The organism is Paraprevotella sp. (genome assembly GCF_986071375.1).
Genome location: NZ_CFQRNQ010000004.1, coordinates 108,625 through 133,286, shown reverse-complemented (window position 1 = coordinate 133,286; position 24,662 = coordinate 108,625). Strand labels below are relative to the sequence as shown.

At 49.8% G+C, this 24,662-nt stretch carries 20 protein-coding genes; 3 read left to right on the top strand and 17 right to left on the bottom strand.

Annotation, left to right across the window (positions count from 1 at the left end; translation table 11 throughout):
* Nucleotides 1-37: 37 nt before the first annotated feature.
* Both AC5RDV_RS03810 and AC5RDV_RS03805 read right to left on the bottom strand, forming a co-directional pair.
* Nucleotides 38-4,507 (bottom strand): multidrug efflux RND transporter permease subunit, encoded by a 4,470-nt coding sequence (locus AC5RDV_RS03810; protein WP_337409549.1) that lies wholly within the window; start codon nt 4,505-4,507, stop codon nt 38-40.
* A gap of 11 nt (nt 4,508-4,518) precedes the next feature.
* Complete coding sequence (locus AC5RDV_RS03805) at nt 4,519-5,718, bottom strand: efflux RND transporter periplasmic adaptor subunit (RefSeq protein ID WP_008627032.1); 1,200 nt, start codon at nt 5,716-5,718, stop codon at nt 4,519-4,521.
* A gap of 154 nt (nt 5,719-5,872) precedes the next feature.
* Here AC5RDV_RS03805 and AC5RDV_RS03800 point away from each other — a divergent pair, with 154 nt between their 5' ends.
* A complete protein-coding gene (locus AC5RDV_RS03800; protein WP_282748039.1) occupies nt 5,873-7,240 on the top strand; it encodes an MATE family efflux transporter in 1,368 nt (455 codons plus the stop codon).
* Here AC5RDV_RS03800 and AC5RDV_RS03795 read toward each other — a convergent pair.
* The 4 genes from AC5RDV_RS03795 to AC5RDV_RS03780 are packed head-to-tail and all read right to left on the bottom strand — an operon-like array spanning nt 7,232 to nt 9,600.
* Nucleotides 7,232-8,137 carry a LysR substrate-binding domain-containing protein gene (locus AC5RDV_RS03795; protein WP_008627034.1) on the bottom strand — a complete coding sequence of 302 codons (906 nt, stop codon included), beginning with the start codon at nt 8,135-8,137 and terminating at the stop codon, nt 7,232-7,234. The genes AC5RDV_RS03800 and AC5RDV_RS03795 overlap by 9 nt on opposite strands.
* 11 nt (nt 8,138-8,148) lie before the next feature.
* Nucleotides 8,149-8,652 carry a threonine/serine exporter family protein gene (locus tag AC5RDV_RS03790; protein ID WP_008627035.1) on the bottom strand — a complete coding sequence of 168 codons (504 nt, stop codon included), beginning with the start codon at nt 8,650-8,652 and terminating at the stop codon, nt 8,149-8,151.
* Entirely contained in the window at nt 8,643-9,464 is an 822-nt protein-coding gene (locus AC5RDV_RS03785; protein WP_282748025.1) for a threonine/serine exporter family protein, read from the bottom strand. The genes AC5RDV_RS03790 and AC5RDV_RS03785 overlap by 10 nt, the downstream gene beginning before the upstream one ends.
* Nucleotides 9,436-9,600 carry a hypothetical protein gene (locus tag AC5RDV_RS03780; protein ID WP_008627039.1) on the bottom strand — a complete coding sequence of 55 codons (165 nt, stop codon included), beginning with the start codon at nt 9,598-9,600 and terminating at the stop codon, nt 9,436-9,438. The genes AC5RDV_RS03785 and AC5RDV_RS03780 overlap by 29 nt, the downstream gene beginning before the upstream one ends.
* A gap of 194 nt (nt 9,601-9,794) precedes the next feature.
* Here AC5RDV_RS03780 and mazG point away from each other — a divergent pair, with 194 nt between their 5' ends.
* Complete coding sequence (gene mazG, locus AC5RDV_RS03775) at nt 9,795-10,592, top strand: nucleoside triphosphate pyrophosphohydrolase (protein ID WP_008627041.1); 798 nt, start codon at nt 9,795-9,797, stop codon at nt 10,590-10,592.
* A gap of 11 nt (nt 10,593-10,603) precedes the next feature.
* Here mazG and AC5RDV_RS03770 read toward each other — a convergent pair whose 3' ends face one another.
* From AC5RDV_RS03770 to rpsA, 9 genes are all read right to left on the bottom strand, one after another.
* Nucleotides 10,604-11,929: a DUF1593 domain-containing protein gene (locus AC5RDV_RS03770; RefSeq protein ID WP_282748024.1), complete on the bottom strand. Its 1,326-nt coding sequence runs from the start codon at nt 11,927-11,929 to the stop codon at nt 10,604-10,606.
* A 361-nt stretch (nt 11,930-12,290) separates the two neighbouring features.
* Nucleotides 12,291-14,153 (bottom strand): SLC13 family permease, encoded by a 1,863-nt coding sequence (locus tag AC5RDV_RS03765; RefSeq protein WP_040602815.1) that lies wholly within the window; start codon nt 14,151-14,153, stop codon nt 12,291-12,293.
* A 143-nt stretch (nt 14,154-14,296) separates the two neighbouring features.
* Nucleotides 14,297-14,758, bottom strand: coding sequence for a hypothetical protein (locus AC5RDV_RS03760; protein WP_282748023.1), 462 nt, complete (start codon nt 14,756-14,758; stop codon nt 14,297-14,299).
* A 19-nt stretch (nt 14,759-14,777) separates the two neighbouring features.
* Nucleotides 14,778-15,152 (bottom strand): hypothetical protein, encoded by a 375-nt coding sequence (locus AC5RDV_RS03755; RefSeq protein WP_232038490.1) that lies wholly within the window; start codon nt 15,150-15,152, stop codon nt 14,778-14,780.
* Between the two features lie 49 nt (nt 15,153-15,201).
* On the bottom strand, nt 15,202-15,747 hold the full coding sequence (locus AC5RDV_RS03750; RefSeq protein WP_008627053.1) for an RNA polymerase sigma factor: 546 nt from the start codon (nt 15,745-15,747) through the stop codon (nt 15,202-15,204).
* Between the two features lie 48 nt (nt 15,748-15,795).
* Nucleotides 15,796-17,322: a L,D-transpeptidase family protein gene (locus AC5RDV_RS03745; protein ID WP_021980682.1), complete on the bottom strand. Its 1,527-nt coding sequence runs from the start codon at nt 17,320-17,322 to the stop codon at nt 15,796-15,798.
* Nucleotides 17,323-17,330: 8 nt separating this feature from the next.
* Complete coding sequence (locus tag AC5RDV_RS03740) at nt 17,331-17,636, bottom strand: T9SS type A sorting domain-containing protein (protein WP_232038491.1); 306 nt, start codon at nt 17,634-17,636, stop codon at nt 17,331-17,333.
* A 93-nt stretch (nt 17,637-17,729) separates the two neighbouring features.
* Entirely contained in the window at nt 17,730-18,644 is a 915-nt protein-coding gene (locus tag AC5RDV_RS03735; protein ID WP_008627058.1) for a ribonuclease Z, read from the bottom strand.
* 102 nt (nt 18,645-18,746) lie between these two features.
* The gene (gene rpsA / locus AC5RDV_RS03730; protein ID WP_282748022.1) at nt 18,747-20,540 is read right to left on the bottom strand and encodes a 30S ribosomal protein S1; all 1,794 of its coding nucleotides are present in this window, start codon (nt 20,538-20,540) and stop codon (nt 18,747-18,749) included.
* A 166-nt stretch (nt 20,541-20,706) separates the two neighbouring features.
* Between rpsA and pfkA the strand changes: the two genes are divergently transcribed.
* A complete protein-coding gene (gene pfkA / locus AC5RDV_RS03725) occupies nt 20,707-21,684 on the top strand; it encodes a 6-phosphofructokinase (RefSeq protein WP_008627064.1) in 978 nt (325 codons plus the stop codon).
* 81 nt (nt 21,685-21,765) lie between these two features.
* Here the strand turns inward: pfkA and AC5RDV_RS03720 are convergent, their stop codons facing one another.
* Both AC5RDV_RS03720 and AC5RDV_RS03715 read right to left on the bottom strand, forming a co-directional pair.
* Nucleotides 21,766-23,298: a right-handed parallel beta-helix repeat-containing protein gene (locus tag AC5RDV_RS03720; RefSeq protein WP_130894220.1), complete on the bottom strand. Its 1,533-nt coding sequence runs from the start codon at nt 23,296-23,298 to the stop codon at nt 21,766-21,768.
* A gap of 38 nt (nt 23,299-23,336) precedes the next feature.
* Entirely contained in the window at nt 23,337-24,509 is a 1,173-nt protein-coding gene (locus AC5RDV_RS03715; RefSeq protein WP_008627072.1) for a DUF418 domain-containing protein, read from the bottom strand.
* Between the last annotated feature and the right edge of the window lie 153 nt (nt 24,510-24,662).

Here is a 24,662-nt window from a genome sequence, read left to right as displayed (position 1 = left end):
GCATCGGGAAACGGGGGACGGGACTGTAAAGGTGATTTTACTTCCAACCTCCGCCTAGGGCTTTATAGAGGTTGATAATCATCAGCTGTTTGTTGCACACGGCGTTGCTCAACGACACTTGGGCGTCGAAGTAGTTACGTTGGGCGTCCAGAAGGTCCAGGTAACCGATGACCCCGTTGATGTATTGCAGTTGTGCCAACTCCACTGCCGTGCGCGAAGCTTCGGCCAGTTGGCGGCGCGACTCGTAGATGTCTTTTATTTTGTTGAAGTTGATGATGGCGTCATGTGTCTCCTTGAAGGCTGTGAGCACTGTTTGCTCATATTCGGCCACGGCACCTTCGTAAGCGGCTCGTTTCGCTTTCAGGGCTGCACGGTTTTTGCCCATGGCAAAGAGGGGGCTCAGTAAGTTGCCTGCAAGGTAGGAGTAGGGCGATTTCAGGAAATCCCGAAGCGTTTCGCTTTCCGTACCTAATGTGGCGGTCAGTGCCAGGCGGGGGAACATGTTGGTGTAAGCCAATCCAACTTCGGCATGGGCTGCCATCAGCTCCCGTTCGGCTTTCCGTATGTCGGGGCGTCGTTCCAGAAGCGTGGAGGGCAACCCCAAGGGAAGAGCGTCGGGCAACTGTATTTCTTCGGGTAGGATGTTGCGGTTTACGGCGTAGGGGAAATCACCAGTCAAGAGTGCGATTTCGCTTTCTTTCAGGGAAATCCTGCGTTCCAGGTCTGGTACCATGGTGGCCGTCTTGGCCAATTCCACTTTAGCTTGTTGGAATACGATTTCGGAGGTCAGCCCACCCTTGAAACGGATTTCTGCCAACCGTACGCCTTCTCGCCGAGCTTCCAACGTACGGCGCACGATGGCCAGTTCGTTGTCCAACGCCATCAGTTCGAAGTAAGACTGTGCCACCTGTGCCACCAACCCCATTTTTACGGCCCGGCAGTTTTCCACCGAAGCCAGAAATTCCGCCGTGCTGCGGTCTCGTGCCCAACGGAGGTTGCCCCACAAGTCAAGTTCCCAAGAAATGGAAGCGGTAAGGCTGAGTTCCGAGTCGGCATCGAAATTGTCACCGCCGTAGTTTGTCGTTTCACGATTGCCGTTCAGGCGAGCGGTGGCTTGTGGAAACATGTTCGCAAAGTCGATGCGTTTCAGGGCCGCCAGCTCATTCATTCGTGCCGATGCTATTTTCAGGTCTTTATTGTACGTGAGTGCCCGGTGGATCAGTTGTTGAAGAGTGGTGTCGTTGTAAAGTTCCCACCACGAGAGGTCGCCTATGGATGCCGTGTCTTGCGTAAGCGTGTCGAGCCGGGCAGGCAGGGGCATATCCGGACGGGTATAGGATTTGCCGATTTGGCAGGACGACAGTCCTGTGCCGGCTGCCAATAGGATGAGTCCGGCAGCGGAAAGGCGTTTGCGGTTGAATTTGCCTTTGGCTTTGTATATCAGCACAAAGAAGAACGGTACCAACAGGATGCCGACCGATACGGCTACTATCATACCGAAGAATACGCCCGTGCCGATGGCTTGGCGGCTAGCCGAGCCGGGACCGCTGGCCACTACCATGGGCAACATGCCCAAAATGAAGGCCAGTGAAGTCATGAGGATGGGACGGAAACGCAGGCGTGCCGCATGGAGGGTCGAGGCTACCAAGTCTCCGCCACGATCTACTTCGTCTTTGGCAAATTCGACAATCAGGATGGCGTTTTTTGCGGCCAGTCCGACCAACATCACCAGTCCGATTTGGAAATAAATGTCGTTTTCCAACCCACAAAGCGTGATGCCAAGGTATGCACCGAGGGCGGCTACCGGTAGGGACAGCAGTACGGCGATGGGTACCATCCAACTCTCATACAAGGCTGCAAGGAACAGGAAAACGAAGATGAACACGAGCATCAGCACGAGGCCGGTCTGCCCGCCCGCTTGTTTTTCCTGATAGGACAGTCCGCTCCATTCCACGCCGATGTTGTCGGGCAGATGCTCGCGGGCTACCTGTTCGATGACTTCCATGGCTTGTCCTGAACTGTAACCGTCGGCGGCGTCTCCTCGGATAATGGCACTGTTGAACATGTTGAAACGTTTGATGCTGCCCGGCCCCGTCGTATAGGAAGTCGTACCTAAGGAGGTCAGTGGTATCATGGCGTTGTTGCTTCCGCGTACGAAAAACAAATTGATGTTTTCGGGATGCTCACGGTAGTCGGCTTCAGCCTGTATGTACACGCGGTAGATACGGTTGAACATGTTGAAGTCGTTGACGTAGACCGACCCGGTATAGGCTTTCATCGTGGAGAAAACGTCGGCCATTGGTACGCCGGACAGTTTCACCTTGTCGCGGTCCACATCGAAATAAAGCTGCGGAATCTCGGCCTGGAGGGAAGATGAAAGTCCCGACAGTTCCTTGCGTTGCGCCGCATAATATAATAAGGTGTCGGTGGCCTGTACGAGGTTCTCGAATGTGGCGTCGCCACGCGCCTCCAGTTGCATCTCAAAGCCGCCCGATGAACCCAACCCGGGAATGACCGGAGGGGTGGACAGGTAGACTTTGCATTCGGGGTATTCCTTAAAATGCGTTTTGACCTCGGCCATGACTTCATCAATCGTGGTCTTGTCCCGTTCCTCCCATGGTTTCAGGATGACGGTCAGTTCGCTACGCGCTTGGCTCGTACCTACGCGGGGGCTGCTTCCGGTTACGTTTTGTACGTATTCCACAGCCGGGTTCTCCATCAGGTAACGGATGGCACGTTCGGTCACGTTCCGTGTACGTTCGAGTGTGGCTCCTTCCGGAAGCTCCAGTTCCACCTTGAAATATCCTTGGTCTTCTACCGGGAGGAAACTGGTCGGCACCATACGGTGAAGGACGAAAGTCAGCCCGATGACCAGGCAAAAACTCAGAATGATTCGTTTAGGATGTATCAAGACTTTTTGGATTCCTTGGATGTATTTGTGGTTTCCGACGGACAACCATTCGTTGATTTTGCGGAAAACGATGTTTTTAGGTTTGTTCGGGTCGGCCGGTTTCAGGATGAGCGAGCACATGACCGGACTTAGCGTCAGGGCCACTACGGTGGAAATCAGTACCGATACCACAATCGTTACGGTGAACTGGCGGTAGAGTTGTCCCGTGATGCCCGGCAGGAAGCTTACTGGCACGAACACGGCTGCCAATACCAATGATGTGGCTATCAGGGCACCGGCCAATCCTGTCATGGCTTTCTTTGTGGCTTCGTATGCGCCGAGATGTTCTTCTTCCATGATGCGTTCCACGTTCTCTACCACGACGATAGCGTCGTCCACCACAATACCGATGGCCAAAATCAGTCCCAACAAAGTCAACATGTTAAGCGAGAATCCGAATATCAGCATGAAGCCGAAAGTTCCGATAAGGGAAATCGGTACGGCCACGACGGGTATCAGCGTGGCACGCCAACTTTGCAGGGAAAGGAAAACTACGAAAATCACCAATACCAATGCTTCGAAGAGCGTCTTGTACACTTCGTGGATGGATTCCGAAATGTAAGTCGTCATGTCGAACGGAATCTCATATTCCAGTCCTTCCGGAAAGTTCTTGCTGATTTCGTCCATGGCCTTTTTCACGTTCTCTGCCACTTCCATGGCATTTGCTCCCGGTAGCATGTAAATGCCGAGTACGGCAGCATTCCCTCCGTTGATACCGCTTTCCGTGTTGTAAGACTGGGCTTCGAGCGAGATGCGTGCCACGTCGCGCAGCCGGATGAGCGAGCCATCTGCATCGGCACGGAGCACGATTTCCTCGAATTGGCTGACGGTAGAGAGCCGCCCTTTGGTAGAGATAGGGATGGTGATGTCCAAACCTTCTATGGGTTGCTGTCCGAGTACGCCTGCTGCGGATTCGCGGTTTTGGTCTTTTAAGGCGTTCTGCACGTCCTGTACCGTCAGGCCGAAGTTGGCCAACTTGTCCGGTTGAACCCATATCTGCATGGCGTAATAGCGGCTTCCGATGTTCGACACACGGCCTACACCCGGTATGCGTCGCAATACGTCGAGCACATTGATGGTGGCAAAGTTGCTCAGATAGATTTCATCGAATTTCGGGTCGTCGGAAGTCAGGCATAAGGTCATGAGTTGGCTGGGAGCCTGTTTCTCCACGGAGATTCCGTTTTGTATCACCTCGGCAGGCAGACGTGATTCTGCCAGTTTCACGCGGTTCTGTATTTCTACAGCCGCCAAGTCGGGGTCGGCCGAGATGTCGAACGTAACCGTGGCGGAAAAACCTCCGGAATTGGAACTACTGGATTCCATATACAGCATGCCCGGTGTTCCGTTCAGTTCCTGTTCGATGGGGGTGGCTACGGCCTGCGATACCGTCAGCGCACTGGCTCCCGGGTAGGATGCGCTGATCTTGACTACCGGAGGCGTAATTTGAGGATATTGGTCAATGGGCAATAAGGTCAGACCTATGAATCCCACGATGACAATCAGTATGGATATGACCATCGAGAACACTGGACGGTCAATGAAATAAGTCACTTTCATGGGCTTCTTGATTATTGGGCAGTTTTCGTTTGCTGTTTCTTTTCGTTTGTCTCAGCTGTGGCTACGTGCACTTTCATGCCGGGGGTCAGCTTATGGTAACCTTCGGTGACAAGCTGTTCGTTCGGAACCAGGCCGCGTTCCACTACGACGTGGTTCCCGAATTCCGGTCCTAATTCGATGAAACGCCGTTCCACGGTGGAGTCTTTACGCATGACAAAGACGTAAGCCCCGCCTTTTTCGATAATAAGTGCCTTTTGCGGGACCACCGTGGCCTTCTCGCGGACATCAAGCAGGGCTTTGACTTTTGTGAACTGTCCCGGCAACAGCACGTGGTCCGGATTAGGCATTTCCGCACGTACGGAGAAGGTGCCGGTCCGCGGGTCTACTTGGGGTTCCGCAAAGTCCACCAATCCCTTGAAAGGATAGGTCGTGTTGTCCGGCAACGTGATGGTGACGGTAGGCTGCCAAGAGCGGTTCTGGTCCTTTTGCCCGATATTTACGTTACGTTCCTTGCTCTTGAGGTAGTCGAGGGCGGTCATGCTGAAGTCCACCAGTACCGTATCGCTCTTGACGATAGTAGCCAACAGCGATTTGCCGCCGCTGCCCACCAAAGTACCCAAGTCTACATGCCGCTCGCTGATGTGACCGGAGATGGGGGAACGCACGATGGTGTAGCCCAGCTCTTGTTCCGCTTGGTCCAGATCGGCTTGGCTCATTCCCACGCTGGCCACAGCCGTTTCGTATGCTGCCACGGCATTGTCCAAATCCAACTGGCTGGCTGCATTTTGTTCGTACAAGGGCTTGATGCGGTCCAAGTCGCGTTTGGCCTTTCGGGCTTGTGCCTCGTCTTTTTTTAATTGTGCACGCGCTTTGTCGGCTTTGGCACGGTATTGTCGTTGGTCGATGACAAAAAGAACCTGGTTGCGGCTGACGTACGTGCCTTCTTCAAATAACATGTTCTCCAGGAAACCTTCCACACGGGCACGTACTTCCACGAACTGTTGGGCACGTATGCGTCCTACGTATTCTCCGAAGATTTCCACATTTTGCTGCTCCACGGGCATGACGGAGACCACCGGAATTTCGGGGGCCGGTTGTTTCTCGCGGGTCAGAATCCAGTATACGCCTACCACCAATGCGATGCATATAAAAGCATAAAGAAACTTCTTTTTCTTAAATCTCAATTCTTTCTTGTTCAATGGATATTTCATTTCATAATGGGTTGGATGTTCAAACGGTATAGGATAATTCGGCTGCAAAAGTAGTTTGTTTTATTGCATTTTGCCTAATAATAAATATGAAAAAAGACTAATCTTCCGGATTATCACTATCTTTGCACCGCTTTTCAGCTTTTTTATTCCTATGATGCAATACGTTAAAGATTTGACCTGCGGTTCTATTCGCGGACAACTGGTGAGACTGGCTCTTCCCGTCATGGGCTCGTCATTTGTCCAAATGGCCTATAGTTTTACCGATATGGCTTGGGTAGGAAGCTTGGGTAGCAAATCGGTTGCGGCTATTGGGGCAGTCGGGGTGCTGACTTGGACGAGTAATTCCCTGGCTCTTATCAACAAGGTTGGTTCGGAGGTAAATGTCGGCCAGTGCATAGGTGCACAGCGTATGGATAAGGCACAGGCTTATGCATCGCATAATCTGACGTTGGCTTTGTTGATTTCCATCGTATGGACTACATTAATCTGGACGTGTGCTACTCCGTTGATAGGGATATTCGGGATGGAACGTGATGTGTCGCAGTTGTCAGTGGACTATTTGCGGGTGGTATCTACGGCTTTCCCTTTTATTTTTACGTCTGCTGCTTTCACCGGGATCTACAATGCTTCGGGGCATACGCAGGTTCCTTTTTATGTAAATGGAATAGGATTGGCATTCAATATGCTGCTTGACCCGCTTTTCATTTTAGGTCTCGACATGGGGATTTTGGGGGCAGCTTGGGCTACTTGGATTTCTCAGGCTACGGTTTGCCTGATGTTTTTTTACGTATTGATGAGGAGGCACCGGTTGTTCGAAGGTTTTCGGATATTGGTTCCGTTGCGTTTGCCTTATGTACCTTTAATCTTCAAAGTCGGGTTGCCGGTGGCTTTGTTGAATATCTTTTTCTCTTTGATTAGTTTGTTCATGGGGCGTACGGCATCGGCAGAGGGAGGATATTTGGGGGTAATGACTTTGACGGCCGGTGGGCAGTTGGAAGCCATAGCTTGGTACACCTCACAAGGATTCAGCACTGCACTGGGTACCTTCGTGGCACAAAACTATGCGGCCGGATGTGAGGAGCGTATCCGCAAGGCGTTTAAAATGACGTTGGGGATTACGGCTGCCATAGGTATCGGATGCACGGCCTTGTTTTATGTAGGCGGCGAATGGATTTTTTCCCTTATTACACCGGAGCAGGATGCTTACCGTGCCGGAGGGCTTTTCTTGAAAATAGATAGTTATTCCATGATTTTTATGATGCTTGAGATCACTACGCAAGGTGTTTTCTACGGTACCGGGCGTACGGTGCCCCCGGCTTTGGTCAGTATCACCGGCAACATGTTGCGCATCCCTTTGGCTTTGCTTTTAGGACATTGGGGATGGGGGATAGCCGGCGTATGGTGGGCCATCAGTATGTCCAGTATCCTGAAAGGCTGTGTCTTGTTCGGTTGGTTGGTTTTGCGGCGCCATGTGCTCTTGACTGGCAGTACGTTGAGACCCCGTTCTAACTTGCTATCCTAACCAAGTGTGCATCCTTTCGCGGATGGCGTTCGATTCACTGAGCAGTTGGATGAATTTGAGGGCCGAGTGCTTCCGGTAGGTGTGCTTTAAGGTGTGGATGCATCCTTCCATCTCATATTCCTTGACATCCAACGGGATGGCTTTGACATCCGTTTCGTCGTGTATGGTGGCTTCGGAGAGTATGGTCACCAGATTGCTTTTCTTAATCAGTTTCAGCAGGATATTGACTTCGTTCAGTTCCACACGGACTTTGAATTTGTAGTCGCGTTCGGAAAACACTTGGTCGAATGTGTTCCGGGCCTGCAAGCCTTTGCTAGGCAGGGCGAATTCATATTTTTCCAGTTCGCTGAGTGTCACTTTCTGTTTTTGGGCCAAAGCATGGTCGGAACGCACGATGACCGACAGGTGGTTGTCGAAGAGGATGTGCGATTCGATCTGTTCGTAACGGCGTGTGGGCTTGAAGGCCAATACGAAATCCACTTCTCGCTTGACGAGCATTTGCATCAGTTCCGTCATGGTCTTGTAGAAAATGTTCAGTTTCACTTCGGGGTACAGTTTCATGAAAGCCAACACAGTTTCCGTCAGAATCGGGCTGAACGAATAGGTCACGCCGATGTTTAGCGTGCCGGTGAGCAGTTGTTGCAGGTCGCGTATGTGCTCTTTGCACGTGTCGGCGGCATACAGGGTTTCTTTGGCGTATGGCAAAAGTTCCGCTCCGGCTTCGGTCAGCGTCACTTCATGGCTGTTGCGTTGGAAGAGTTGTACGTCCAACTCGGTTTCCAGTTGTCGGATTTGCTGGGATAATGTACTTTGTGTGATGTACAGCCCTTTGGCGGCTTCGGAAAAGTTGAGTGTTTCGGCTGCTTTGACGAAATACCTGAGTTGTCGTAATTCCATATTGTCGGTGATTAGCGTGTGGCTTTAAATGAAGTGTTCTTGAACAGGAAGATGGGTAGCGTGGCTCCTACGACCATTCCCAATATAATAAATGTGCAAGTCAAACCGTTGTAGGACAACAGATAGAAATAGTGGTTGAAAGCATGTTCTTCCTGATAGGTCAGGCAGAGCAAAAGAGCTTCAATCGTACGGTAGGCGTACATTCCCGGAATCATGGGTAGCAGTGCAGGGAAGGAGAAGGTCTCCGCCGGGCATTTGGCACGTGGAGCCAGAAACACTGTCAGTACGCCGATGACCAACGACGCGATGAAGCTAGCACCGATGAGGTGCATCTCACCGTAAGCGTTGTGGGTGAGGACATACCGTGTGGCGTGGCCCAAAGCCGCTATGAGGGCACAATACTTGTAAGCCTGACGCGGAGGATTACTGATACTGGCAAAGCCGATGGCAGCAATCGCCGCAAAGAATCCGTCCTGAAGAATATTGAAGAGATAAGTCATCATCGTTAAAGCCATTTGATATTCATGAGTAATAAACCGCCGCACAAGCCGGCCGACAAACAAGCGGTCAGTACCATGGCATTCATGAAACGGCTGAATGAACTGATATAGTGGCCGTCCAGAAGGTCGCTTACGGAGTTAATGTAAGGAATGCCCGGTATCAGGTACAGGACACTGGTGCCAAGGGCGATTTCCGGTGTATCGCTGAGGTCGAATACGTAACCCGCCGCACCGATTACGGAAGAGAAGAACGCGCAGCAGAAGAAAACGAAACGTACGTCTTGCCTGTCTTCCAACATGACCTGTTTCAGTTTGTAGCCTGCCAATGTCCCTGTCAGTACGATGGCCATGGCTATGAAATCTCCTCCGAACAGACGGCAAAATGCCATGTTGGCCAAGGATGCCAGTATCCACACCATCCAAGGATTGGCCGGTCGGGTCTGCACGATGGCTTCAAAATTCCGTTGGGCCTCTGCGAAACCTATTTTCCGGTCGGCTATCGCCCAACTTAATTTGCTCAGTTGGGTATTGATGTCGAAACTGATGCCCGTATGATGCAGCCTTACGATATTGCTGTACGAGTGGCTGCGGTCATCGTTCCACACCGTCATGTGTATATGAGAGGGCAAGATGGTCATTTCCGATACCATGTTCCATCTGTCGGCCATCCGTTTTACATTCTTTTCTATACGGATACATGTGGCACCGCATCCTAAGAGCCATGCGGCGTAGTCGGAAAGAAAGATGCATGCATCTTTCGGCGTTGCAGGAATATCCGTCTCTGCAATGAGTGCCTCTTTATGATTCGTCGTCGTCGAATTCATCATAGATATTGTTTTCGTTTCCTATTTCAAGAATCTTGCTGTCTCCCGTTTCCTTGCGCACCTTTTGGATGCTTCTGAAAATAAAAATCAAAAATAAGCAACCTACGGTTAAAATCCAAATGGTCATCTGATTATTCATGTCTTTTTTCTTTTTGGTACCGCAAAAGTAGGCGGTTTGTCGTTCTCCGGAAAGTTTTCGTTCGCGAAAGTTTCGATAGTGGCTATCGCATTTGCCGAGTCTCTGCCATCGGTGTTTATTATGGCAAAAATGTCCCGCCGGTATTGGGCGAAGCGGGAAAAAAGCGTATTTTTGCGGGATAAACAGGAATATTTATGCATAGCAGAGAAGAAAAATTAGAGGCTTTCGGGCGTTTCCTCGACGTGTTGGATACGTTGCGCGAAAAGTGTCCGTGGGACAGGAAACAGACGAACGAGAGTTTGCGGCCGAACACGATAGAGGAAACCTTTGAGTTGTGTGACGCCCTGATGAAAGACGACAAGAAAAACATTTGCAAGGAGCTGGGCGACGTGCTGTTGCACGTGTGTTTCTATGCCAAGATTGCCAGTGAGACGGGGGATTTTGATATAGCAGACGTGTGTGACAAGTTGACGGACAAACTGATTTTCCGCCATCCGCATGTGTACGGCGAAGCGCAGGCAGACACGGCAGGCCAGGTAAGCCAGAATTGGGAACAAATCAAATTGAAGGAGAAAGACGGCAACCAGAGCGTGTTGGGCGGCGTGCCGGAAGCTTTGCCTTCGCTCATCAAGGCTTACCGCATTCAGGACAAGGCGCGTAATGTCGGCTTCGATTGGGAAAAGAAAGAGGACGTATGGGGCAAGGTGAGGGAAGAGCTCGGCGAATTGCAGGCAGAACTGGCTCGGGGGGACAAGGAGAAATCCACCGATGAGTTCGGCGATTTCCTTTTCAGTGTCATCAATGCCGGAAGGCTTTATCATATCAATCCTGACAACGCCTTAGAGCGTACGAACCGCAAGTTCATCCGGCGGTTCAATTATGTGGAGCAACATTCCATCCGTCAAGGACGGTCTTTGAAGGACATGACCTTGGGAGAAATGGATGCACTTTGGAACGAAGCGAAAGAAATGGAGAAACGGGGCGACTTGTAACGCCCCGTTTCTTATAATACTTGTACGACTATCCGTTTATATGCCGTCAGTGCCGGCGTGCCCCGGTCGGTCAGGGAGAGAATGACGTGCAGGGACTTTCCGGATGCCTCTGCCGGGATGTGTATGCGGCATTTCGGGGAATCCCCGTTTTCCATGTTTACCTTACCCTTATACGTACTGGGTTCGGCATAGATTTCCCAACGGAAATCCAACGGATTCCCATCGGGGTCGTAAGATGCGGAAGCGTCGAATTCCATATCACGGCCTGCCTTCACCTTTTTATATATGCAGTTCATGTCGTCATGCCCGTCCACAATGGCTGTAGGATGGTGGTTGACGGCGGAATATTCGCTTGTGGTAGTCCATGCCATGCGTGCAGCGAAGTCGTTCCATATTTCCTGTTGCCATCTTTTTATAGCCTCGCCTCCTTCGGCTGCGCTGACGTACATGCAGTACGGATCGTATTGGCTTTCGTTGTTCCCGCTCCGGGTGATGAAATCCATACCTCGCACGTTCTTGGCCTTGTAAGTGGAAAAGCGTCCGCCCCATCCCCCGAAAGTAGGTTCTTCGGGGACATTCAGCCCGTTGGCATATACGTAAAGGAAAGATGGCGAATCTCCTTCAAACACCCACTCCTTGTCGGGATAGCATTTCCCGAACGGGCTGTGGCTTTGTATGTTTTCCCTGACCCACGTGTCCGATGGTGTCCATCCGTAAACCGCTTTGTTACGGATGTATAAGATGCCGGGATAGTTCTTGGCAATCCAAGCACCAGCGTCGTCCTGTCCCAACACATCATAGATGCGGATTTTACGTACGAACCTTTCGATGTCTTCGGGGGAGCGCGTGTGCGTCACAGTCCAAAGTGCCTGAGCCACAGTGTTCATGCCGCCCCAAGCGGCAATCCATACCGGTCGCAGGTCCTCCTTTTTGTCCACGGCTTCGATGATGAGTTCGGAGCCGGGAGATGCTTTGCCGTCTCCCACGCCCGCCATATTGGATGTCTTTTGGCCTTGCCGGATGACGGAGCAGAGGTAGCCCGGTTCAGGATAGCCTTCCGCATGTTTTTTCAAGCGTGGCAGGACTTTTTCAAATTGCCCGACAATTTCATGAATTCGGTCCACCTTGTCCGGCATGTCCGACCAGACCTGCGAGCTGACCAACCCTTCGATGTCTATCGCATTGGAACATACCAGAAGATGAATCATCGACTGGGTATCGTCCGGGTCCGTGCCCCCGAGGTCTGTGGTGACGATGAGTCTTTGCTTGTCCGGACACGTCCGTGCGTTACGGCAATGGCATGCAGAGGCGGAGGCGGCCAATAGTAATGCGAACACCGTTTTCAGGCATATTCCGGGTTGAAGTTTTAACGTAGATACATACATGGCATTCAAATGATGTTTTTTGTTTATATTGTTTTTCCTGTCCTTTCAGTACGTTGCAAAGGTAAGCGGTATGGGATTATCTTGTTTTCGGCTGCGTTGCATATTTTTTGTTTAAAGTAACTTTTTGTGCTTTTTTGAGAGGCAAAAATCATCTGCCTTACAACGTGAAATCGTTCTGCGCCAAACGAAAAATCAATCGCAGGAGATTGAAAAATCGTTTGGCGCAGAATGAAAATCCAATATCTGAAGACGGTTCGGAGTGTGTCTGAACCCTACTTTTAGCTTAAGATTATCTGTAACTTCGAAGGTGAAGTCAGAAGGGGAAAAGCAAGGGCAGTACGAATATCATGACGATGCCCATAATGATTTGCAGCGGCAATCCGACTTTGACGTAATCCATGAAGGTGTATTGGCCGGCCGGCATGACCAATGCGTTGGGAGGAGTGGAAAACGGAGACGCGAAACACATGCTGGCACCGAGGGTGACGGCAAACAGGAAAGGGACAGGGCTGACACCAATCTGTTGCGCACTTTGCAAAGCTATGGGAGCCAACAATACGGCCGTCGCTGTGTTGCTGATGAACATGGTCATCAGGGAGGTCGTGAAATAGATTCCGGCCATGAGTGCCAAAGGGCCGTAACTGCCCAGTCCGTTGACAAGGCTGTTGGATATGAACTCGGCTCCTCCCGTTTTTTCCAAGGCTAACGACATGGGAAGCATGGCGGCAATCAGCACGATGCTTTCCCAATTAATGGTTTTATAGGCCGCTTCCACATTGCGGAAACATCCGGTCAGCACCATCAGGATACCGGCTATCATGACTGCCGTGACGGGGGCTACGGGGATGAAGTCGAATACCATCATGGCGACCATCAGTATCATGATGGCTGCTGCCAACGGGGCTTTGTAGTCCAGGGTCACCTTGGCCGCTTCGTCAAGCGGTTCTCCCAATACGACCCAGTCTTCATCCTCTTTGCTCAACCGCGAGATGTCGCTCCATGTACCTTGTATGAGTAGTACGTCGCCGGAGTGGATGCGAAGGTCTCCCAAATCCTGCAACAGGTATTCTTTCTTACGGCGGATACCCAATACGTTAACATTGAATTTGTCTCTGAAGCCTATTTCTTTAATCGTGCGGTTGACGATCCTTGAGGCCGGCATTAAGACGATTTCTGCGATGCCTATGTCATAGAAATCCAGCGAACGGTCTCTGCGTATGTCTTCCGAAGCCCGGCCGTCAAGGATTTCCAACCGGTGTGCTACAGCCCAAGTGTGTACTTGTTCGAAATCTCCTTTGACATATAGGATGTCTTCTGCTTGCAGGATGGTGTCCGGCTCGGCCAATTTTTGCGTGATGGTTTTCAGGAAACGGTGTTGCGATGCCTCTCCTCTCCGTACTTCCAGGATGTTCAGCCCGTATCTGCGGCGTATGTCCAGTTCTATGATGGTTTTGCCTTTCAGCGCGGACTGTGCAGGGACTCTTAACCGGAAAAGGTTGTCGGAGAGTCCGTACTCATGTACTAACTCTTTGAGCGACTTTCCCGAATGCTTGCCTGTGCGGCTTTCTGTACCTCGCTTGGATAAGAACATTTTGCTGAGTGGCAGCAGGACTATGGTACCTGTAACTACGCAGATAAGTCCTACGGGAAGAAATGAAAAGAAAGAGAGGTTGGGATAGCCCGCGTCTGTCAGCGTGTTCTGTATGACGAGGTTGGGAGGCGTGCCGATTAGGGTCATCATGCCGCCCATACTGCTAGCAAAGGCTAGCGGCATAAGTAGCCGGCTAGCGTTCATGTGGGGATTGGATGCCGCCAAACTGACGACAATCGGGAGCATCAGGGCCACGGTACCAGTGTTGCTGACGAAAGCGCCGATGGCCGAGGTGACAGCCATGATGAGGATGAACAGGCGTAGCTCGCTGTTTCCGGCCAGTTTGAGAATGCGCGAACTTAGCATTTTGGCCAGGCCGGTCTGGAAGATGGCTCCTCCGACGACAAACAGGCCCACCATCATAATGACTACGGAGTTGGAGAATCCCGACAGGGCTTCTTCCGGAGTGAGGATCTGGAATATCAGCAGGGCTACTAAGGCGCATAATGCCACGATGTCGGAACGTATTTTTCCGCTGACAAAAAATATGGCGGAAAGAATCAAGATGCAGAGGGTGGTCAGCATGGATGAAAACATGTTAGGGTTTATATCATATATCTTCTTCAAAGTTACGAAGATTAATCTGTTATCGGGACGGGGAGGGGGCTTTTTTATGTATTCTTTAGATATGGACTTGAAACGAAAAAGCACAGCCTTGCGAGCTGTGCTTACTTTTGCTTGGACTTGTCCGGCCGGTTGCTGAACTTACGTAACATGCGACGGTGGAAGCGGTCTTCGGCCTGCATCGCTTCATGTACTTTCCGGGCCGGAATCGCTTTGCACATTTTTTTGTAGTAAAGGTCTTCCAGTTCGGCCGACTCAATCTTTAATTTATTGATTTCTTTGATGAGGTTATAGTAATCTTTGTCTGTCGCATGGGCAGGGAGGCTTCTTTTTTTAAGTTCCCTGATTTGCCAGTTGATGCCCCGTTGTTTGTCATGAAGTTCGTGGAAAATCGGGAAAAAGTCCGTGGCTTCGGTCGGAGTCAGGCAGGCTTCACGTACGATGAAACTCTCCAGACGCTTCACAAAATCTTGAGGAGAGAACTGTCTTTTGGGCGGTTGGGCCATGAACTGTATGTGACCGAGTACCCAAAACAAGACGAACATGGGCAGTATTTTTCTTTTCATCTGGTTTTATGTCTATGAATTAATACACATCTGTCAAATATAGGGCGATTTCGTGGTTGCTGACCATGGCGTAATCGAGAACGTCATCCATATAAATGTCTTCGGTTTCTATGGTCTCTCCATATTGTGCCACAGGGCTTTCACTGTGGGGGTGAATTACGGACCGGAGATAATATGTTCCGAGAAACATGGCACCGCATAGGGCGGCGGCCACTGCATACCATAGCGTGCGTATGCGTGTTCGTCGGCGGGAGGGCATAGAGAGAACAGGCTTCATTTCCTTCTCCGGCAATTTGCTCATCAATTCGGACGTAAACTGCTCGAAATACTCTTCCGGAACCTTGAACGGGTTGCCGGAACCGTATTTTTTTCGGATGAAATCTTCTTCTTTCATAATTGGCATTCCTTTCTTTGTATATTTGATATTTCCGGATTCAAAAGGTTTAATCTTGGGATTTAAAAAAATCGCATATTTTTTTCACGGCATGGTGGTAGGAGGCTTTCAAGGCACCTACGCTGGTGTCTAATATGCAGCTCATTTCTTCGTATTTCATTTCTTCGTAATACTTTAAATGGAATACGGCGCGTTGCTTGTCCGGCAAACTGGCGATGGCTTTTTGCAACTGAAGCTCCGTTTCGTTTCCATCGAAATATTCGTCGGCCGTCAGTTGGCTGACGATGGCCGACGGGGCATCGTCCAGTCCGGTCGTGTCTTTTTTCCGTTGTAGGAAGTTCAGGGTTTCATTGGTGGCAATACGGTAAAGCCATGTACTCAGACGGGCATCGCCGCGGAAAGTGTCTAAATTGACCCATGCTTTGATAAATGTATTTTGCAAAATGTCATTGGTGTCGTCATGACTGTATACCATACGGCGGATTTGACGATACAGCTGAGGGCTGTAAAGGTTCACCAATTGTTCAAATGCTTGGCGTTGATGTTCCGGTTGGTTCAGCCGGTGGATGAGTGAAGTTTCCTCCGTAGAATTCATGCTCGTACAAGTCGTTGTTTAGATAGGACACCCGGAAGGGAAGATGGTTTAAAAAGCTTCTAACTTTTTGAGTAAAATTTCATCATAACCGTATGGGTCGGGACTTTCTTCCCATCCGCCGTCGGGTTTCGGATAGAGGGTGTAATAGTCTATGACGACAGGTATGGAAGGATCGAAACGTTGTATGCCTACTTTCAACGGTTCGCCTTCTTTTTTTTCTATGGGAATAGATGAATTCAACGGAGGTAGTCCGATAGCTTCCCGAAGTCTGTTTACTGTTTTTTCTTCTGGTGTATCTAATAAAAAGACAGCCAGTTCGAGCGGTTTTTCTATTCGGATACATCCGTGGCTGATGGCTCTGTTTGTGCGCTTGAAAGCCTGTTTGTTGTTGGTGTCGTGCAGGTAGATGGAGAAATTGTTGGGAAACCTGAATATAAGTCTTCCCAAGGAATTACCTTCTCCGTTATCCTGGCGTACCCTGTAACGGCCACTGGTGAGCATGTCGGCCGTGACTGCTGCAGGAGGTAGTTCTTCTCCGGTTTCTTTACTGAAAATACGATAACGGTTGCGTGAGAAATAAGCCTCGTTTCCTGCATGTCGAGGGGCTATCTCCTTTTTTACAATGCTGTATGGGATGTTCCAATATGGATTCATGTCTACCCTTTCGATACGGCTTTGCAACATGGGGGTTTTACTTTTGGGGCTGCCGATGCATATTTTCATGTCCAGATATTCCGGCTTCTTTTCGTCTACGGCATAAAGCTTCGCGGCAGCCAGGTTGACCCATACGTACTTGTCGTGCGCGGCGCGAGGGGTTCGCCAACGGCTCCGTTCGATATTGACGATGGCTTTACGGCGTGTTTCCGGATTTTGCGTTTGCAGGCAAAGGTTTGTCAGTTGGTAGTATAATGGGTTATCGGGTTGTATGTCCCGGAAAAAATCGGTAAAGTTCCCGTCTTTCAGTATAGAGAGGGCTTTATGGATGAATTCTTGATCCGCGCTTTCCGTCTCGGTGTCATACAATCGGCGAAAAGGAGCTTTTTTCGTTGTGTCCGTTTGTTCTAACCGGTTGAAAATATAGTTCGGTTGGACGTATCCGAAGCGTTGTCCGCATACGTATCTGAGATAAGCTTTCGTAAGCAGGAACTCGGTACGTCCGAAAACGGAATTGATGTTGTTTTCGGTGTCGAAATCCAGTTGACGGATTCGTCGCAGGTTCGTTTGAAGCTCGGATATATAAAAATTACTTTCCCGTAGACCGGCCAAAGAAGCCTTTTGGAGGTAAGTCAGTAACGTATCCGCTTTTTCATCTATGCCCGAGCGGGTAATCCAAAGGAAAGGAGCACTGGAGGCATAGTATTTACGGGTATGCTCGTCTGCATACATTTTGAGAGGAAGTAGCCGCAGGCTGTCGATTTCATGTCGTATTTTCCGACTGGACAAACTATATTCCCGTATGTTCCAATCTGCAAAATCGTCCAACTGGATGTTGATGTTTGCATTTCTTTTCTCTTCATGGCATGAAATGATAATCAGACCGAAGAGGAAGAGATTGAAAAAACGAGAAAATCCCATTACATGAATTAGCGGATGGAAATCTTGCGCACTACTTTATTAACCTTTAATATATAACAGCCTTTCTTCAGAGATAAGTCTACTGTTTTTTCGTTGCTGTCAATTCTTATTGTTGCCACCTTAGTACCTGTCAGGGAGAAAATCTCCAATATGCTTCCGTTGGCGTTATAGACTGATAAAGTAGAGCCTTTCACGACTATGGATGTGGCCGAAAGTTCTGTCTCCGGCTCGTTCTTCTCTTCTTGCGCCCAACAAACTCCTGCGGTATTCAGGAGGAAGGTCGTCAATATTAAAAGAAGTGTCTTTTTCATCATAGTCTTATTCTTCATTTATTCTAATGGTACAAATATAGGTATTCCTAACGGAAGAAACAAATTTTATTGTGTGAAAAACGATTTTTCCCTTCGTTAAATTTTTATGAGAAGATTTTCCCTTGCAAGGATTGTCGGTTCAAATATGCTTTGGGCTTCTTTCAGGAGTTGGCTTTCGTCTTCGTACCGTGCCGAAAAATGACCGATACAGAGCTTTTTGACTTGGCTGTCCCGTGCGAGTGTGGCTGCCTGTAGGGCCGTGGTATGGAATGTTTCTTTTGCCCTTGCCAGGTCATCGTGCGAGAACGTGGCTTCATGAAATAATAAATCTGCTTTTTGGATATATTGGGCAAGTTCCGGTAGATAGCACGTATCCGAGCAATAGGCGAAAGAGCGTGGAGGGTCCGATGGTTCGGTAAGCCGGTGGTTGGGGACGAGTGTGCCGTCTTCCGTAGTCCAGTCCATTCCGTTTTTGATGTTATTGATTTCACAGATCGGGATACGGTAGAAATCGATCATGTCTCGCCGGATGTGTGGCAGAGTGGCTTTCTCCTGAAACAGGAAACCGCAGCATTCGATACGGTGGCGCAGGGGGATGGAGTAAACGTAGACGGAGCGGTCTTCATGAATCAAAGTATGGCGCGAGGTATCTACGGGGTAGAACTCAACACGGAAATCTAACCCTTTACAAAAAAAGCTCAGCAGACTTTGCAATATGGGGCCGAATGCCGCCGGGGCATGTACGTATAGAGGCGCTGTACGCCCTAATAAGCCAAAAGTAGAGATGAGGCCTATTAAACCGAAACAGTGGTCGCCGTGCAGGTGGGAGATGAATATATGGTTCAGCCGCGAGAATTTAAGCCGCGAACGCCTCAACTGCAGTTGTGCTCCTTCTCCGCAATCAATCATGTATAATTTTTCGCGGATGTTGATGACCTGTGACGTGGCGAAGTGCCGTGTGGTAGGTAGTGCAGACCCGCATCCCAAAATTGTCAATTCAAACTTTTCCATGCCTTCCGGATATGAGTTTCATTGTACAAAAATACATAAAAAAGGGCGATGAGAAATAATCATCACCCTTTCTTTCGTATTTTTCCTATTTAGGAATGTGGCTTATTCGCCTTTTTCCATTTGGGCTTTCAATGCAGCCAATGCGTCGATGTCACCCAAGGTGGTAGCAGCTGCTTGGTTTTGAATCACCGGAGTTTCTTCTTTTTTCATACCTTTCTTGGCGCTGTTAGTTGTTTTTTTGGCTTCTTTAGCTTCAGCGCGCTGTGCATCTTCGTAGATACGGCTGTGAGACAAGATGATACGTTTGCTTTCCTTGTTAAACTCAATTACCTTGAACTGCAATTTTTCGTTCAGTTGAGCCTGGCTGCCGTCTTCCTTCACCAAATGTTTCGGAGTAGCAAAGCCTTCTACACCATATTCCAATTGGATTACAGCGCCTTTGTCCAACATCTCGACGATAGTACCTTCGTGAATAGAGTTCACCGTGAATACGGTTTCAAACACATCCCAAGGATTCTCTTCAAGTTGCTTGTGACCCAAGCTCAAACGGCGGTTTTCTTTGTCGATTTCCAATACCTGAACCTCGATTTCTGCACCAATCTGCGTAAATTCAGACGGATGCTTGATTTTCTTTGTCCAAGAAAGGTCGGAAATATGAATCAAACCGTCTACGCCTTCTTCTATCTCGACAAATACGCCGAAGTTCGTAAAGTTGCGTACTTTGGCCGTATGTTTGGAACCTACGGGGTATTTCTCTTCAATGTTTTCCCAAGGGTCGGCTTTCAGCTGTTTGATGCCCAAAGACATCTTACGTTCTTCACGATCCAAAGTCAGAATGACAGCTTCTACTTCGTCGCCCACTTTCATGAAGTCCTGTGCAGAACGCAAGTGTTGGCTCCAAGACATTTCCGATACGTGAATCAAACCCTCTACGCCCGGAGCGATTTCGATGAATGCACCGTAATCGGCCATCACGACAACTTTGCCTTTTACTTTGTCACCTACTTTCAAGTTCGGATCCAAAGCGTCCCAAGGATGCGGAGTCAGCTGTTTCAGACCCAATGCGATACGCTTCTTCTCGTCGTCGAAGTCAAGGATAACCACATTGATCTTCTGGTCAAGCTGTACCACTTCTTTCGGATCGCTCACGCGTCCCCAAGAGAGGTCGGTGATGTGGATCAGACCGTCTACGCCGCCCAAGTCGATGAAGACGCCGTAAGAGGTGATATTCTTAACGGTACCCTCAAGTACCTGTCCTTTTTCAAGCTTGCTGATGATTTCTTTTTTCTGTTGTTCCAATTCGGCTTCGATAAGAGCCTTGTGCGAAACAACGACATTCTTGAATTCCTGGTTGATTTTAACGACCTTGAATTCCATAGTCTTTCCTACGAATACATCGTAGTCGCGGATGGGTTTCACGTCGATTTGTGAACCCGGCAAGAATGCTTCAATGCCGAATACGTCCACAATCATGCCACCTTTCGTACGGCATTTGATGTAACCCTTGATGATCTCTTCATTTTCGAGGGCTTCGTTCACACGATCCCAGGAACGGGTAGCGCGTGCCTTCTTGTGAGAAAGGATGAGCTGTCCTTTCTTGTCTTCTTGGTTCTCGATGTAAACCTCGACTTTGTCTCCGACTTTCAAATCGGGATTGTAGCGGAATTCGCTCATCGGGATGATGCCGTCTGACTTGAAGCCGATGTTCACCACCACTTCACGCTTGTTCATCGCGATAACCGTACCGTCAACCACTTCGTGGTCATTTACTTTGTTTAAAGAGCCTTCGTAGGCCTTTTCCTGAGCTTCGCGGCTCTCGTTCACCAGAGTGTCACCGCTTTCATAAGCATTCCAGTCGAAGTCTGCCAACGGTGCTACGTTCTTTAATTCTGCCATTTAATTAATTGAAAATAATAAAATTAATAATGTTAGACATTATGTTGTATATAATCGGGCGCAAAGTTACAATAAAAGGTATAAATATGCAATTAAAAAGGCAAGAAAATGAATGTATTTCTTGTTTTTGTTTGTATCTTTGCAGCGTCATTTATAATCATCTAACATGGGAAAGATTAATTGTATAGGTATTTTGACTTCCGGAGGAGATGCTCCCGGAATGAATGCCGCTATCCGCGCTGTTACGCGTGCCGGGATAGCAGCGGGTTTGAAGGTAAAAGGTATATATCGTGGTTATGAAGGATTGATTAACAACGAAATTCAGGAATTTACGACAGAGAATGTGAGCAATATCATCCAGAGGGGAGGAACGATTCTGAAAACGGCTCGCAGCAAGGAATTCCTTACGCCGGAGGGGCGTAAAAAGGCTTATGACAACATGGTGGAACAGGGTATTGATGCCTTGATTATCATAGGGGGTAACGGTTCGCTTGAAGGTGCACGCATTTTTGCTGAGGAGTTCGATGTGCCCTGTATCGGTCTGCCCGGCACCATCGACAATGACCTGAGCGGGACGGATTCCACTATCGGTTACGACACGACGTTGAATACCATTGTGCAGTGTGTAGACAAGATTCGTGATACCGCGACTTCGCACGAACGTATATTCTTCATCGAAGTGATGGGGCGCGATGCCGGTTTCCTGGCGCAGAACAGTGCGATAGCTAGCGGGGCGGAAGCTGCCATCATTCCCGAAGACTCTTCCAATGCCGACCAGTTGGAACAGTTCATCAGCCGGGGTATTCGCAAGAGCAAGAGTTCCAGTATGGTTATCGTGTCCGAAAGTCCCAAGTGCGGTGCCATGTATTATGCCGACCGGGTGAAGAAAGAATACCCCGAGTTCGACGTGCGCGTGTCTATTCTCGGGCATTTGCAGCGTGGCGGTTCTCCGAGTGCTTACGACCGTATTTTGGCTTCCCGTTTGGGGGTAGGCGCCATTACGGCTTTGCGCGAAGGGCAGCGTAACGTGATGATCGGCATCAAGAATGATGAAGTGGTGTACGTACCGTTCTGCAATGCCATCAAGAGCGACAAGCCGGTGAAGAAAGAGTTGATAAATGTATTGGGAATTTTGTCCATTTAAGGAACGGGCAAAGCCATATTATAAAAAAGTGTAACGGGAGCGAGGTCGGCAAGACTGGCTCCCGTTATTCTTTTGAAAGGCTCATTCTTCTTTCATCATTTCAAAAAAGCGGTGGATGGTGTCCCGGTTCACCGCTTTCAGTACGGCAGAGCCGTCACCGATAATTACCGTGTCGAAGAGAAAAGACAAACTGTTGAAGCCGGACGGGTCTTTGCTGATGCACTGGTTGTAATAGTCCGATGCGTTTCTGCCGTTCGGGTCTTCGGGACGGCCTTTTATGTTGCCTAAGTAATAGTTCCCGTCGAACGTGTTACGGGTGGAGCGGTTCAGGCGGATTTCTGATTCCTGCGGGACGAAGAATACATTTTCCCGGAACACGGTAGAGTCCGCATAGCCGTCCCATGAATCGGACGTGATGATACTGCGGTCGATGAACGGCTCCGTTTTGGGGTTGACATGCAAGAGGTTCCGTTGTACCAATGTGTTTTTGCAAGGACCGGCAATGTGGATGTTGGCCGAGAATATTCCGCTACGGGTCGCACGCGGGCGGATAGCGTCATTGATGCTCACATTATATTGCACCGCGCTGCCTTGGTTGCCTGCACCGTGGTACGTGCCTGAATTGCAAATCAGGACCAGTCCGCCGTCGTTGTCGTGGCTATAGTTGTATTGTATGGTCGTGTTGCGGCAGTTGTAATCCGAGTCGAATCCTTGTGCGTCCCATGGGGCCTTATGGTCGCTCACTTCGTTGAACTGCATCACGGTGTTGTCGCAACTCCAAGGCCAAAAGCCTGCGGCGGCCTCGCTGTGGGGCAATGTGCCCGGGCAGTTGCGCATCAGGTTGTATTCTATCAAGGCTCCGTCGCATCCGATGGGGACGATGCCGTCGCCCGGGACTTCCTCTATCAGGTTTTTGCGTATGACGGTACGCGTGTTGGGATGCCAATGTTCGCGGTCGCTGTAACCGGACCAGATGATGCCGTTCCGCTCGCACCTCCGGATGATGCAGTCTTCCACCCGTAATCCGTCGAACGTGGAGGGCGTGTCTTTACCCCGGTTGACGATGAGTATGCCCGAACCTCCCCCTTTCTGTTTGATCAGGCTGCCGTTCACGTCGTGGATATGGAGTGCCCGGAGCACGATGTCGTGCGACACGCCATAATCTTCGCAGAGCACTTTCACGCCCGTGCGGTTCGCCATCCTTTGCTTTCCGGTGTTCACGACCTCCAGATTCTCTAAAGTGAGATAGTCTGAATTGCGCACCAAGACCGTGTACAACGACGAGTCCGGGGCTTGGATGCAAGGTTTCCTGCCTGTGCCGTAAGCACCGATTACGACCGGACGGCCTGCCATCCCCTCGGCCGACACTTCCAACAGCCCGTTGAATGATGAGTTCCTGCGCAATAATAAGGAATCGCCGGCATTCAGTTGTATTTCTTTCGTCCGCGACAGGCTTTTCCAAGCCGTCTTTTCGCTCTTTCCGTCGGCGCGGTCATCACCGTTTTGCGCATCTACGTAATAGTTTTGTCCCCCACGTGGTTTGGACTTGGCATGGGAGGGGACGGAAATGTTTCCGGCCACTCCCAAGAAGATAAGAAGGAATAAAGTTCTCATTATATGATAAGGTTAAGGAACATTCGTAACCATACGGGTCATTTCAGCCATGTGGCCCGTTTCCACACATATTCCAACGGGCCGTGGTCGTGGTGTTTCATCCACCATTTGCAGAAAGAGAATTGTAGGACGAAGAACGCCATTCCGGCCAACAGGCTAGCCGTAATGCCCAAATCGTCGTGCAAGGAAAAGCCCCAGTTGTAATAAAGCATGGCTCCGGCAATGCTTTGGGTGATGTAGTTCGTCAGGCTCATCTTGCCGTATGGGATGATTTTGCTCATGAACGCTTGCATCCGGGTGCGGTAAAAGGCCATGAGCCCGCCCGAAACCAGTACCAACATGAAAGCGAATTTATACAAAGAGCTTACCACAAGGTTCAGCGGGGTCAATACGGACGGATTGCTGATGAAGTCGGGCAGCATGTTGCCAAGCCCGTATAGGGGGAAAAATGCGACCAAGGCTCCGCAGAGTATCTTGTTCCACACTTTCAGGTTTTCTTTCAGGAACAAGCCCCGTCTGCCGATGAGCAGCCCGAATAGGAACAAGGCCGCCGTCTGGAACACACGTCCGTTGTCCCAGGCCCAAGCCAGGCTGGCCAGTTGTCCCTCCCAAAGGTTCACGCGTACGGTTTCCCAAAACGTGCCGCCCTGTTGTACGGCGAAAGTTTGTGCCCACAAATGCCCGGTGGGTACGGCTGGAGTGACGAATGCCGGGTCGCAGGCCGCCCGGATGGCGTAGTATAAGGGTAGGGGTTGGATAAGCAGGACGCAGGCCAGTACCAGCAGCCATTTGTCTTTCAGGCGGCAGGTGAGCGGAAGGATGAAGCCCACTAAAGAGTAGAGCACCAATACCTCCGCCGTAAAGAACGAGGCGTTCAGGTTGCCGAAAAGGAAAAGCAGGAAGAGCCGCCAGCAAAACCGTCCCCTGAAGTCTTTTCCGCGCAGCCGCTGGTTGTCGTATTGGATGAAAAAGCTGAAACCGAAGAGCAATGCGAAAACGGCGTATGCTTTTCCGCCGAAGAGGAAGAACATGCCGTCCCAGATGGCTTTGTCACTGAAGTCCAACCACTCGCTTTGTCCCGCAGTGTCGGGGTAGGAGTAGAAATTGAAATGTTCGATGGAGTGCAACAGAATGATGCCCATTACGGCTATTCCGCGTAATACGTCAGCCACGTCCACGCGTGGATGTTTCGTCATGGTGGTGTTTTGCATGTTTTTTTTCCTTTTGTTTGTTTCGTGGTTGCAAAAATAGGGATTTTTTTCATCTATACCAACAAAAATTATTCTGCGGAGATTTGAAAATCGTTTGCCGCAGATTGAAAAATCAGTCTCAGCCAAATGATTTTTCATTTGGCACAGAACGAT

Coding starts and splice junctions, on each gene's coding strand:
- AC5RDV_RS03755 (WP_232038490.1), bottom strand. CDS start 15,152: ATGAAAGAAGAAGATTTCATCCGAAAAAAATACGGTTCCGGCAACCCG.
- AC5RDV_RS03765 (WP_040602815.1), bottom strand. CDS start 14,153: ATGCTGACCACCCTCTGCATCTTGATTCTTTCCGCCATATTTTTTGTC.
- rpsA (WP_282748022.1), bottom strand. CDS start 20,540: ATGGCAGAATTAAAGAACGTAGCACCGTTGGCAGACTTCGACTGGAAT.
- AC5RDV_RS03715 (WP_008627072.1), bottom strand. CDS start 24,509: ATGCAAAACACCACCATGACGAAACATCCACGCGTGGACGTGGCTGAC.
- AC5RDV_RS03790 (WP_008627035.1), bottom strand. CDS start 8,652: ATGGCTTTAACGATGATGACTTATCTCTTCAATATTCTTCAGGACGGA.
- AC5RDV_RS03795 (WP_008627034.1), bottom strand. CDS start 8,137: ATGGAATTACGACAACTCAGGTATTTCGTCAAAGCAGCCGAAACACTC.
- AC5RDV_RS03760 (WP_282748023.1), bottom strand. CDS start 14,758: ATGAAAAGAAAAATACTGCCCATGTTCGTCTTGTTTTGGGTACTCGGT.
- AC5RDV_RS03805 (WP_008627032.1), bottom strand. CDS start 5,718: ATGAAATATCCATTGAACAAGAAAGAATTGAGATTTAAGAAAAAGAAG.
- AC5RDV_RS03740 (WP_232038491.1), bottom strand. CDS start 17,636: ATGATGAAAAAGACACTTCTTTTAATATTGACGACCTTCCTCCTGAAT.
- AC5RDV_RS03735 (WP_008627058.1), bottom strand. CDS start 18,644: ATGGAAAAGTTTGAATTGACAATTTTGGGATGCGGGTCTGCACTACCT.
- AC5RDV_RS03810 (WP_337409549.1), bottom strand. CDS start 4,507: ATGAAAGTGACTTATTTCATTGACCGTCCAGTGTTCTCGATGGTCATA.
- mazG (WP_008627041.1), top strand. CDS start 9,795: ATGCATAGCAGAGAAGAAAAATTAGAGGCTTTCGGGCGTTTCCTCGAC.
- AC5RDV_RS03720 (WP_130894220.1), bottom strand. CDS start 23,298: ATGAGAACTTTATTCCTTCTTATCTTCTTGGGAGTGGCCGGAAACATT.
- AC5RDV_RS03745 (WP_021980682.1), bottom strand. CDS start 17,322: ATGGGATTTTCTCGTTTTTTCAATCTCTTCCTCTTCGGTCTGATTATC.
- AC5RDV_RS03785 (WP_282748025.1), bottom strand. CDS start 9,464: ATGATGAATTCGACGACGACGAATCATAAAGAGGCACTCATTGCAGAG.
- AC5RDV_RS03750 (WP_008627053.1), bottom strand. CDS start 15,747: ATGAATTCTACGGAGGAAACTTCACTCATCCACCGGCTGAACCAACCG.
- AC5RDV_RS03780 (WP_008627039.1), bottom strand. CDS start 9,600: ATGAATAATCAGATGACCATTTGGATTTTAACCGTAGGTTGCTTATTT.
- AC5RDV_RS03800 (WP_282748039.1), top strand. CDS start 5,873: ATGCAATACGTTAAAGATTTGACCTGCGGTTCTATTCGCGGACAACTG.
- pfkA (WP_008627064.1), top strand. CDS start 20,707: ATGGGAAAGATTAATTGTATAGGTATTTTGACTTCCGGAGGAGATGCT.